The 11,440-nt window shown below is 58.7% G+C and carries 13 protein-coding genes; 6 read left to right on the top strand and 7 right to left on the bottom strand.

The features are described from left to right. Positions 1-12: 12 nt before the first annotated feature. A complete protein-coding gene (gene recO, locus M9924_01320) occupies positions 13-777 on the top strand; it encodes a DNA repair protein RecO (GenBank protein MCO5063033.1) in 765 nt (254 codons plus the stop codon). Here recO and M9924_01315 read toward each other — a convergent pair. Continuing rightward, complete coding sequence (locus M9924_01315) at positions 731-1,966, bottom strand: MFS transporter (GenBank protein ID MCO5063032.1); 1,236 nt, start codon at positions 1,964-1,966, stop codon at positions 731-733. The two genes, recO and M9924_01315, sit on opposite strands and share 47 nt — an antisense overlap. A 171-nt stretch (positions 1,967-2,137) precedes the next feature. Here M9924_01315 and M9924_01310 point away from each other — a divergent pair, with 171 nt between their 5' ends. Together M9924_01310 and M9924_01305 are read left to right on the top strand one after the other, a co-directional pair. Next, entirely contained in the window at positions 2,138-2,656 is a 519-nt protein-coding gene (locus tag M9924_01310; GenBank protein ID MCO5063031.1) for an RNA polymerase sigma factor, read from the top strand. Next, on the top strand, positions 2,653-3,444 hold the full coding sequence (locus M9924_01305; GenBank protein MCO5063030.1) for an anti-sigma factor: 792 nt from the start codon (positions 2,653-2,655) through the stop codon (positions 3,442-3,444). Before M9924_01310 ends, M9924_01305 begins: the two co-directional genes overlap by 4 nt. Here the strand turns inward: M9924_01305 and M9924_01300 are convergent. Next, a complete protein-coding gene (locus M9924_01300) occupies positions 3,436-4,035 on the bottom strand; it encodes an HD family hydrolase (protein ID MCO5063029.1) in 600 nt (199 codons plus the stop codon). The two genes, M9924_01305 and M9924_01300, sit on opposite strands and share 9 nt — an antisense overlap. Beyond that, on the bottom strand, positions 4,032-4,886 hold the full coding sequence (locus M9924_01295) for a folate-binding protein YgfZ (protein ID MCO5063028.1): 855 nt from the start codon (positions 4,884-4,886) through the stop codon (positions 4,032-4,034). Before M9924_01295 ends, M9924_01300 begins: the two co-directional genes overlap by 4 nt. A gap of 74 nt (positions 4,887-4,960) precedes the next feature. On the opposite strand from M9924_01295, the gene M9924_01290 reads away from it, so the two are divergent. After that, positions 4,961-6,292 (top strand): dihydroorotase, encoded by a 1,332-nt coding sequence (locus M9924_01290; GenBank protein MCO5063027.1) that lies wholly within the window; start codon positions 4,961-4,963, stop codon positions 6,290-6,292. Between the two features lies 1 nt (position 6,293). Here M9924_01290 and M9924_01285 read toward each other — a convergent pair whose 3' ends face one another. The 4 genes from M9924_01285 to M9924_01270 form a co-directional block, all read right to left on the bottom strand. After that, positions 6,294-7,025, bottom strand: coding sequence for an alanine and proline-rich secreted protein Apa (locus M9924_01285; GenBank protein MCO5063026.1), 732 nt, complete (start codon positions 7,023-7,025; stop codon positions 6,294-6,296). A 117-nt stretch (positions 7,026-7,142) separates the two neighbouring features. Then, positions 7,143-7,400, bottom strand: a complete 258-nt coding sequence (locus tag M9924_01280; protein MCO5063025.1) for a hypothetical protein — start codon at positions 7,398-7,400, stop codon at positions 7,143-7,145. Between the two features lie 150 nt (positions 7,401-7,550). After that, entirely contained in the window at positions 7,551-7,922 is a 372-nt protein-coding gene (locus M9924_01275) for a TIGR02301 family protein (protein MCO5063024.1), read from the bottom strand. Between the two features lie 8 nt (positions 7,923-7,930). Beyond that, on the bottom strand, positions 7,931-8,359 hold the full coding sequence (locus tag M9924_01270; protein MCO5063023.1) for an NUDIX domain-containing protein: 429 nt from the start codon (positions 8,357-8,359) through the stop codon (positions 7,931-7,933). Between the two features lie 77 nt (positions 8,360-8,436). Here M9924_01270 and M9924_01265 point away from each other — a divergent pair, with 77 nt between their 5' ends. After that, positions 8,437-9,204: an SOS response-associated peptidase gene (locus M9924_01265; GenBank protein MCO5063022.1), complete on the top strand. Its 768-nt coding sequence runs from the start codon at positions 8,437-8,439 to the stop codon at positions 9,202-9,204. Positions 9,205-10,544: 1,340 nt separating this feature from the next. Further along, positions 10,545-11,432, top strand: coding sequence for a LysR family transcriptional regulator (locus tag M9924_01260; protein MCO5063021.1), 888 nt, complete (start codon positions 10,545-10,547; stop codon positions 11,430-11,432). Positions 11,433-11,440 lie beyond the last annotated feature (8 nt).

The following is an 11,440-nucleotide window of genomic DNA, read 5'->3' as shown; positions in this document are numbered from 1 at the left end:
TCCAATTTCGCGATGGAATGGCGGGATGAAGGAATCATACTCGGGGCGCGAAGGCATGGCGAAACCAGCGTCATCCTTGAGGTGATGACGCGCGCCCACGGGCGGCACATGGGCATTGTACGCGGTGGCCGCTCTCGAAAGCAGCAGCCACTCCTGCAATCGGGAAACCTCGTGGATCTTATCTGGCGTGCACGGCTCGACGAGCATCTGGGCATGTTTCAGGTCGAACCTCTCTCGCTGAATGCCGCGCGGCTGATGGACAGCGCGGTCGCTATTTTTGGATTGCAGACACTGGCGGCACATTTGCGCCTGCTCCCGGAGCGCGATCCGCATTCCGGCCTGTTTGAAACGCTTGCCGTCGTGCTCGATCATCTCGACCAGCCGGAGATCGCGGCTGTGCTTGTCGTGCGCTTCGAACTTCTGGTGCTTGAGGAACTGGGGCTTGGGCTGGACCTCAACGAATGCGCGGCGACCGGACAGCGCACCGGGCTGGCCTATGTTTCGCCAAAAACCGGGCGCGCTGTTTCGCAAGAGGCGGGCGATCCGTGGCGCGACAAATTGCTTGCGCTGCCCGCCTTCCTCCACTCGCAGGCGCGATCGTCGACCGATGTCGCCTCACTTGAGGCAGCGTTTCGACTTACCTCGCACTTCTTCGCGCGCCATGTCTACGAACCACGTGGAATAAATGTCCCGGAAGCACGCGCAGCCTTTATTGGCGCAGTACGGCGCGTCATTCAGCGGGAGCCAGCGCAAGACGGGGCGCGGGCGCTTCCCTGATCGGCCAATGCACGAGCGCGGCGAATACGCCGAGCGCTACACCCAGCCACCACACCGGATCGTAGGTGCCGAAACGGTCATAGAGATAACCGCCCAGCCAGACGCCCAGGAACGAGCCGATCTGGTGTGAGAGGAATACCACGCCGCCGAGCATTCCGAGATGACGTGTGCCGAACATGATGGCGACAAGGCCGTTGGTCGGCGGCACCGTGGAGAGCCAAAGCAGGCCCATCAGGATAGCGAACACGATCACTGTGAAAGGCGTCTGCGGCAGGAGCAGGAATGCGCTGACCACGACTGAGCGCGCGAGATAGATGAAAACGAGGAAATGCGGCTTCGAGCGGCGCTGACCGATAAACCCCGCGGCAAGCGACCCGATGATGTTGAAGAAACCGATTAGCGCCATCGCGATGACCGCATATTTTGCGTCGATGCCAATGTCGCGAAGGTAGGGCGGGAAATGCACCGTGATGAACGCTACCTGGAACCCGCATACGAAGAAGCCGGTTGTCAGCAGCATATAGCTGCGGTGGCCGAACGCCTCCTTGAGGGCTTCCGGAACCGTCTGCTCAACTTCGGCGCGAATCGCAGCGCCCGAACGGGCATTGCCTGCGAGCGGAATGGCGAGCACCGGAACGACCAGCATCAAAGCGCTCATGATGACGAGCGAGTCGGCCCAGCCGTACTCATTAATGAGTGATTGACTGATCGGCGCGAACAGGAACATACCCGCCGACCCTGCTGCGGTGCCGAGGCCGAACACGAAGCTACGGTTTTCCGGCGCGACATTTCGCGCAAAGGCTGACAATACGATGCTGAACGAACCGGCAGCCACACCAAGACCGACGAGAACACCGCCGCTCAGATTAAGCAGGGTAGGGCTTTCGGCGACAGACATCAGATAGAGTCCGATCGAATAGAGAAGACCGCTCAAAAGCAGAATGCGCCAGGTGCCGAACTTGTCGGCCAACGCACCGAAAACCGGCTGCCCCAGGCCCCAGAACAGGTTCTGTATGGCCATGGCGAGCCCAAATGTCGTCCGGTCCCAACCGCGTTCGGCCAACATGGGCAATTGGAAGAAACCCATCGCGGAGCGCGGCCCGAAGGTGAGCGCAGCGATCAGGCAACCGCAAGCAATGATGAGCCATGGCAAATGCTTCTGGCGTACGGCTGCGGTTGACGTGCTCATGAAGGGCATCTCCGTTTCATGATGGGTATAATGCAAATTGGATCGCAATGAAAATCAATAGGACGAACGCATCCTTCAATTGCGTTGATGGAATAATCGGCTTGCCCAAAGCGTTCAATCAGGCAGGAATGGAAATATCACGGGCTGTGCAGGGAGAGGATTGACCGGTTCATGGACGATAGGAGAACCGCGATCCTTGGGGAAATACCGCGTTTGCGACGCTATGCAAGGGCATTGCTGCGAGGCCGGGAAAGCTCCGACGACCTTGTGCAGGACACCTTGGAGCGTGCGCTCGGCAGAATGGAAAACTGGCAGACGGGCGAAAGCCCGCGTCGATGGCTTTTTACGATCATGCACCATCTTTTTATCGACCAGACGCGCCGCAGGATTCGTCGCGGCGAGGATACGATGCTTCCGCTGGACGGCCGCGAGGCGCTTGCTGAACTCTCTCTCCAACATGATGTGATTGAGTCGCGGGAGATAACGGACGTGCTCGCGGCTCTTTCCCCCGAGCGGCGGGCGGCAATCCTGCTGGTTGGTGTCGAAGGCTTCTCCTACGCGGAAGCTGCAGCAATGCTCAACGTGCCCGCTGGCACTGTCATGTCGCGCGTTGCCCGTGGGCGCGAAGAGATGCGGCGGCTTCTGGACGACAACACACGGCGGCGCATGTTGAAGGTGGTGGAGAAATGAGCCGCGCCTTCACGGAAACCGACATTCACCTCGCACTGGACGGCGAACTCCCCGCCGACGAGCGCGCCGCGTTCGAGCTTTGGGTTGAAGCCAACGCCGACATGAAGGCGCTGTTCGAGCGCTATATGCAGGACCGCGACCGCTTGCGCAGCGCTCTGGAAGGCGTCACGCATGAACCGATCCCCGAAAGGCTCAGATCGGTAGTTGTCGGCGACGCGCGCAAAACCGCGAGGGCCGGAACTTTCAGCCGCTATGCCGCGGCGGCGGCTTTGCTCGTGTTCGGAGGGTTGGGCGGCTATTTCGCCGGTCAACGGACGCAAACAGTGCAGCAGCCCGCGATGTTGAAGCCGATTGCAGAAAATGCGATGGCCGCTCATCTCATCTACGCAAATGAAAAGCGCCACGTTGTTGAAGTCGGGGCGGATCAGACCGATCATCTGAACGCCTGGCTGTCCAACCGCGTCGGGGTCAAGATCGTCGCTCCCGATCTCAAATCCGGTGGGTTTGATCTTGTCGGCGGGCGGCTCTTGCCCTTTGACGGAAAAACCGCCGCGCAATTCATGTATCAGGACCCCACCGGCAACAGGCTCTCGCTTTATGTTACCAAGGACGAGACCCGGCAGGACAGCGGATACAAATATTTGAGCGTCAAGGGGACGGACACTTTGTTCTGGCTGGACGGCGGCTATGGATGTGCGCTGACCGGCAATCTGCCCGAGAAGGCCCTGACCCAGCTCGCGGACATAACTTATGACCAACTGGTCAAGTCCGCCGGTGTGTCAGACTAGTTGTCCGTGACGCTTGAGGAATGCACTTTCTACGGATTTGGTGGATCGCGGCACGAGATCGAGGTCGCCGGGGTCGAAATTGCGCGGACGCCCGAAATACTGAGCTGCCTCGGTCGTTGAAAATCCTGCGAGAACTGTGGCTTCGAAATAGGCAGCGACCTGATCGGCGCGCTTTATGGCTGCCTTCAAAGCGGCAGAACATTGGGCGGGCAGGCCGAACCGAACATGGACAGCCTCCTGAAGGCCGGACTCGATCCGCTTGTATCCGCCGCCCACAACTGCCTTGAATGGCGAGATCATGTCCCCGATCACATATTCGGGCGCGTCGTGCAGAAGCGCGGCCAGGCGCCAGCTTTGCGTCGCCTTCGGGTTGAGCGTGCCGAAAATATCCTCGACGAGCAGCGAGTGTTGGGCGACGGAATAGGCATGGTCACCGATCGTCTGGCCGTTCCACCGCGCCACGCGTGCAAGACCGTGCGCGATGTCGGAAATCTCGATGTCGAGTGGGGATGGGTCGAGCAGGTCCAGCCGCCGTCCGGACAGCATGCGTTGCCATGCGCGGGGTGGCGCGCCCGACCTGTCGGCCATCAGCCTTCCTCTACCGCATTCTGTGGGAAGGTGAAATTGGCCCGGGCGGGTATCGCAAGGCGCACGCCGATGCCGCCGGCCTCTATCGCCTTGCCTTCGTCCACCGCCGCTTTCACCCGGTCGATGCGGGCAATGGCGAGGGCCTGATGTCCAACTGTCGAGCCAAGCTGCCCCACGGGGCGACCATCAACTTTGATCTCTGATTTCTGGATGAGTGGCGCGTCACTTTCTGCGATCAGGACGCGACGCCGCGCCGTGCCACGGTGCTGCATGCGCGAAACGACTTCCTGTCCGATGTAGCAGCCCTTGCGGAAGCCAACGCCTTCCATCTGGTCGAGCAGCACGTCATGGGGAAACGCGTCGCCCAATTCATAGTCCGTTCCGCTCTCGGCAATGCCGTTTCCGATCCGCAGCGAAGTCCATGCTTCCAGCGCGTGGTCCGCATCCGGTCCGGTCCCGTAGAACCGGACAACCTCACAATCCACGAACCGGCTATCCCTGACTCGCGTTGAATCAGTTTCTGAAGCAGGTGAATCATTTTGTGTCCACGCAACTGTAACATCTTGATTTTTAGTCTCTATCGTCGCTTTGGCGCGCAGCCGGTAAAATGTCAGGCGCTTTGCGAAGTCGGCTGCGATGTCAGCCCGGCAGTCGAGCAGGAAGCGATCTTCGCCAAGGCGGAAGATGAGAAAATCGAACAATATCTTGCCCTGCGGGGTCAGGAGCGCACCGGGCCGCGCGATGCCCGCCGGCAGCGAATCGAGATCGGTCGTCAGCACACTCTGGAGGAAATGTCCGGCGTCCGGTCCGCTTACCTCTATGACCGCGCGGTCTTTCAGTTTCACAACAGGCATCGCAGGCTTCTTGCAATTGACTCGGACCTTACGTAAGCCGCAGCGACCTGACGAGCAAGGGCAGGAGTTTGGGCATGGCCGCGACCTATGATTTGATCTTGAAAGGCGCGACCGTCGTGAATCACGACGGCGTGGGTCAGCGCGACATTGCCGTCGCCGGAGGCAGGATCGCACAGCTGGGCGATCTTTCCCGCGCCTCCGCCGCGCAGACGCTCGACTGCACCGGATTGCACATTCTGCCGGGTGTCGTGGACAGCCAGGTTCATTTTCGCGAGCCCGGCCTCGAACACAAGGAAGATCTGGAAACAGGTTCGCGCGCGGCGGTGCTTGGCGGTGTGACCTCGGTGTTTGAGATGCCGAATACCAAGCCGCTGACCACCAGCGAGGGGGCGCTTGCGGACAAGGTGCGCCGCGCAACCGGTCGCATGCATTGTGACTTTGCATTCTGGGTCGGTGGCACAAGGGACAATGCGGCGCAGGTGGCGGAACTGGAACGCCTGCCGGGCGCCGCAGGCATCAAGGTATTCATGGGGTCGTCCACTGGCGATCTCTTGGTTGAAGACGATGATGGGGTCTATTCGATCCTGAAGAATGTGCGCAGGCGCGCCGCCTTTCATTCGGAGGACGAGTTTCGCTTGCGCGAGAGGTTGGGCGAGCGCGTGCCGGGCGATCCGTCGTCGCATCCGGTCTGGCGTGACGAGATTGCAGCCCTGCAATGCACGCAACGGCTGATCGAGATTGCGAAGCGTGCTCGCGCGCGCATTCACGTACTGCACATCTCGACTGCTGAGGAAATCGATTTCCTCACCGGGCACAAGGACATTGCGACCTGTGAAGCCACGCCGCATCATCTCACTTTGACCACGGACGACTATGCGCGGCTTGGAACGCTAATCCAGATGAATCCGCCCGTTCGCGCGGCCCATCATCGCGACGGGATTTGGAAAGGCATCGCGCAGGGCGTGGTGGACGTGCTCGGTTCCGACCATGCCCCGCATACGCTGGAGGAAAAGGCGAAGCCCTATCCTGACTCACCCTCCGGCATGACAGGCGTGCAGACGCTGGTTCCCATCATGCTCGATCATGTGAACGCGGGCAGGCTTTCGCTCGAGCGGCTGGTGGACCTCACGAGCCATGGCCCTAACCGTATTTTCTGCATGGCGCGCAAGGGGCGGATCGCCGTTGGATATGACGCCGACCTGACTGTTGTCGATCTCAAGCGCAGCGAAACCATTTCGAACGCTCAGGCGGGATCGCGCGCGGGCTGGACGCCCTATGACGGGCGCAAGGTGACGGGCTGGCCGGTCGGGACGTTCGTTCGCGGCCTGCGCGTCATGTGGGAAGGCGAGATCGTTGCAGCGGGGCAGGGCAGGCCCGTCGAGTTTTCCGAAGCGCCGTTGCCCTGACTTATTCGCCTGCCACGAAGAAGGCGAAATTTCCGTCGGGCGAGATGCCCAGACGATAGAAGATGTAGTTGCCGAAGTTCTGCATCTCCTCGAAGTCGCTCGCGGTGACGATTTTGTAAATCTCCACCTTTTGCGGCGGCGTCAGCTTGTCGAGCGGATAGGCAAAGAAATAGGGCCAGACATAGAGTTCTTCGGGCGTGCCCGCATCCAGATGCACATAGCCGGCCGAGAGCACTTCTTCCATGATTGCGAGGATTTCCTCGCCCTCCGGGTCGCCAGACTGGCTCTTGAGGAAAGCGATGGGATCGTCGTTGATGTCGGCCAGCGAAAGCTGCGTCGCATTTTCGCCCGTCCCCAGCAGCGGCCTCAATTTCTCGATGTCGCCGGTCTTTGCGGCCTCGATGAGCAATTTGCGCATGCGCTGCACCGGCTCAGGCAGCTTCTCGACATCGTATAATATCTCGGGCAAGGGCGCATTCGGATCGACATCGGGCCGCGCGACGCTGCTGCGCGCAGGGTCTTCGTCATCGCTTTCGGTTCCACTTTCCGGCGAGGCGGGCTGTCCGTCCTGAGGGGCAGTCGCATCGGGTGCAGCAGGTTCGGTCGCGCCGGGCGGCAGCGGCCGCTGTTCGTCGCCGGCGGGAGGCAAATCTTCGCGCTGGATTTCACTGAGTGCCCACGCGGGAGCCGGAGCGGCGACAAAGCCGGCGAGGAGCGCTGTTGCAGAAAGCATCAACAACATCCGGACGTTCCGGCCGACTGAAATGAATCCAGATTCCACAGCCCAACTCTTCAGTACGAAATTCAACCGGATGCCAAACCTGGTTGGCAGGTCAGCGCGCCGGTTAGGTCAATGTCGCGTACTATGCGATTCGAACTCGCCCGCAACCACCTTGTCGCGCATTTTGTCGAGCAAGGCCAGTGTCACATCCTCGCCATTGGTGCGCAATAGTTCACCCAGCGCCTTCTCAAGCGCAGCTTCCGCCATGATTTCCGTTTCGATGCCCGCCGACACGCATTCTGCCCACGCTTCCGCATGTGTTTCTGCTGCGGTCAGCCGCATTTCCTCGCGCACCAGTGCGTCGATGTCGTTTGCGCTCTGTGCCATTGCTTACCCACCCTTCTTCAAGCTGTCAGTTTCCATACAAATCAAAACTGATTCAACTTGAACAGTCGACTTAATGTCCCATTAAGAAACGACCCTAGCACGTCAAACCGTGGCAAGTCTGTGACGCTTGCGGAAAAAGTTAATGGCCAATTAATTGCCGTAGCGAACCGCAATTTCGCGCGACAATTGCTCGCCTTCCTTCGTGTAGCGCTCGATTGCCGCCGCCGCTGCGGGCGTGCAGGTCGTGTAGGTCGTCTGGAAGGTGCGGTAGCCATGGTTGAAGCTTGCGATGAAGCGCGCTTTCCTTGCGGGGTCGGGCTTTTCGGCCGCGATCAGCGCTTCCATCTGCTCGCGCCAGGCAACTCCCTTTTCGCCACAGAGATTGCGCAGGAAATGCAGTGATCCGAGAATTTCGGACAAGCGGATAAGCCCCGGTTCAAACGGTCCGTCGGTTGCGTGTGCTTGCCGGGCCGGCAGACCTGCCAGCAGCAGCGCAACAAGCAAGGCGATCGCTGTGCGCATAGGTGCTGCTAGCCGGTCCATTCTTCCCCGTCTCTCAACAGGTCGCGGGCAATTTCGTATACCTTGCCGGCGAGTGGCAGCCGTTCCAGTTCCTCCAGCGAATAGAACCCCGCCTCTTCTGCGTCATCCGCCGCTATCGGCGTGCCGCCCGCATCGCGCCCCGCAAAGACGCGAAGCCTGAAGGAAGGCATCGAGCTTGAGCGCTCAGGATCGGTCAAGACCTCTTCGACAAATCGAAGTTCGTCCACGAACAGACCCGTTTCCTCGTGCAATTCGCGCCGCGCCGCACTTTCCCAGTCCTCGCCCGGTTCGACCCTGCCGCCAGGAAACGCATAGACTCCCTTCACGGGCGGGCGTCCGCGCTTGACGAGAAGCACCTTGCCTGCACGCACGAGTGCCACAGAAACCGCTGGCAGAATGGGCAATTCATCAGCCATGCTTGATCCACAAAGGCAACATATTCCATGATCCCAACCTACCGGTTAAGCCGATTCCGTTTTCGGAGAAAGCTCGAATGTGCGGACGATTTGGACTGATACCGACGCCCGATGAACTGGCCGAGTTGTTTGCACTCATTGATCTGGAGCCTTTCCCTCCGCGCTACAACATTGCCCCGACACAGCCGATCCTGATGGTGATTGCCGCGGAACCCGGGGGACCCGGCTCGAATCGTCCTGCGCGCCGCTCGGTGCTCGTAAGATGGGGCCTGTTGCCGCGATGGTTGAAGGAGCTGAAGGGTTTCCCCTTGCTGTTCAACGCCCGGTCCGAAGATGCGGCGGACAAGGCGGCGTTTCGCGCCGCCATGCGTCACCGTCGCACCCTGGTGCCTGCTTCGGGTTTTTTTGAATGGCGCAAGGACGGTCCGAAGGAACGGCAACCCTTCTGGGTGCGCCCGAAGAAGGGCGGCATCATTGCTTTCGGAGGCTTGATGGAAACCTGGTCCGAGCCCGGTGGATCGGAGATCGATACCGGCACGATACTGACGACGGAGGCGAATGCGGACCTCGCCCCGATTCACGATCGCATGCCGGTTGTCATTCATCCGCAGGACTTTGACCGCTGGCTCGACTGTCGCAACAACGAACCGCGCGACGTCGCAGAACTTATGAGACCCGTCCAGCCGGATTTCTTTGAAGCAATCCCGGTTTCAGAACGCGTCAACAAGGTATCAAATGCCGGACCTGACAATATGGAGCCGATCGCCCTTGCGCCGGATCGCGCGCACCGGCCACAGCGACAAAACCCAGAGCCGCCTGCAAACAATCAACTCAAACTGTTCTAGGCTGCTGTCGATCAGGCAGGTTTTGGCGAAGGTTTCTTTGCCAGCTTGTGCACGCAGATCAGTGCAGCCGCGACAGAGGCGGGGCCGATCGGGCGATAGTGCCTGGTCAACGTGGCATTCTTCGCGCGAGCGCGTTCAGCTTCGCTCTTGATAATGGATTGCATTGTTTCGTCCGGTACGTGTTGCCGTTTCATGATGCGATGCGCCAATCTTCAACGATTGAGACCAAATCTTGACGTTACGGGACGTTAGCCGCCAAATTGGGCTATTTCATGTATATACATGTTTAATAGAATGTTAATGAAATCAACTATTTGGCCTCGCGATTGAGCTTCATTGCTTTGAACACACTCCAATTGTCATGTGTTTTTAAGGGGTTATGCGTCAAGGCGGCGTGCCACAGCACATTCCGTTTCATTGGGAAATAGAGATTTGATCTGAAAAACCTGCGAGGCGGCAACCGGCAGAACCGCCTCCCGGGAGTCTGGTTTCAAAAAGCTCGGTGCGGCTTTCGCAGTCTCTATCGTGTTTTTCGCGCAAAGCGGAGTTCTGATAGTTGAGCTGAATTCATGAATTGCGAGATTAACTAATTGGAATTTTTTACAGCATTTGAATATTTTTCCTTAAAGTTGGAAATGAAAGGTCGGGTAGAGATAATCTATCAGCCGGGCATGTGAAGTTAAGTATTTGTCAGAAATAAATTGGGAGAGGTGGAATAATATGAATATTAATCTGAGAATAATTTGTATCTTGGTTCCCGTATTCGCTGCGGCTTGCTCGGAAACGACGTCGGAAGCGCAGCCTCCGGCTGCTGCTTCAAGGACAGGAAGCGCGCAAGACGAACAGGCTTGCGAATTGGCTGTGACACGTCAGTCAAACAACCCTGATGTTATGACGATGAGTTCGGAATTCTCTCAGGCAAATACCGAAGTTATCGTTGGCGTCGGCCCCCAGCGGGCACGCTGGCGCTGCCTCGTATCGGCGGGGAGGGTTGCCGAGGTCACTTCGCTGACCAACGAAGGGGCGATGTAAGAATAACTTGCTCTATGCCGGGATATGCCATCGCGGAGGTCCTGCAGGTTTTCGCTCGCAGCCATAGCTTTGATCGTTTCAGACGAACCACATTACGGTCAGCCGAAGGCGACAGACGTTCGCTTTCAACGCATCGGCTGTTGAAGGGTTCGGAACCTGATAGGGCATTGGTTGCTTCCGAATATGCATCCTGATGCCGGATTTCCCGCAAGCCATTGGTGAGGTATTGTGGCGCGTTCTTCGATTGGAGGACGCATTCAGGATGATCGGCTCTCCGCACCGAGTGATGGAGCGTTCGACGTCAAAGAGTGAGCAACACGATGCCCAATGGGCGAAGTCGAAACCTGAGGGCGCTCCAGACCTTTGAAGCTGTTGCGCGGCATCGGTCAGTCACCCGGGCGTCCCATGAACTTGGCGTTACGCAAAGCGCCATAAGCCATCAGTTGCGCAATCTGGCAGAAGACATCGGCGAGAAGCTTTTCACGCGCTCGGGACGTAACATTGTATTGACCGAGGCCGGGGAAAGACTTGGCCATGCATTGCATGCAGCCTTCCATCAGATCGATCGGTCGGTAGACGACGCGGTAGGCTCAAATCGGAAAATCCTGAGGCTGGCAGTATGTTCCAGCTTCGCGCCGGGATGGTTGATAGGCAGGTTGTCGACATTTGTTCACGCGCATCCCGATATTGACCTTCAGCTGAGAATGTACGCCAAGGACCCTGAATTGACGGATCAGGTCGCGGACGCGTTCGTCACCACCCTACCCAAAGAAAACGGGTTTTGGTCTCTGCCTCTCCGGACCGAATTGCTGGTTGCGGTTGTTTCGCCCGAATTGCTGCCCTTCAAAGAGGGAAGGCCGGCCCTTATCACTACCAATCTGGAGCCTGAACGCGTCGGGAAGGACTGGTCGAAGTTTTGTGATTTCGCCAATATAGCTCTGGACAGGTTCGGGCCGTCTCGCTGGCTCCAGACATCACACTACGTACTTGCACTTGAAATGGCGCGGGCAAGGCTCGGTGCCGCGCTCGTTCCGGATTTCCTCGTGGAGAAGGATCTCAATGCCGGAACTCTCGTGCTCCTTTCATCCAAGGCATACCCCACATCGGAAGACTATTACCTGTGCATGAAATCGTCGCGGCGCACTGAACCCGGATTGAACAAAGTGGCGAAGTGGTTCTCCAGGCAAATAGCTTGAGTTCCTGC

The organism is Rhizobiaceae bacterium, from assembly GCA_023953835.1.
GTDB lineage: Bacteria > Pseudomonadota > Alphaproteobacteria > Rhizobiales > Rhizobiaceae > Mesorhizobium_G.
Note: the sequence above shows the minus strand (reverse complement) of the source record. Positions and strands in the feature narration are given on the sequence as shown.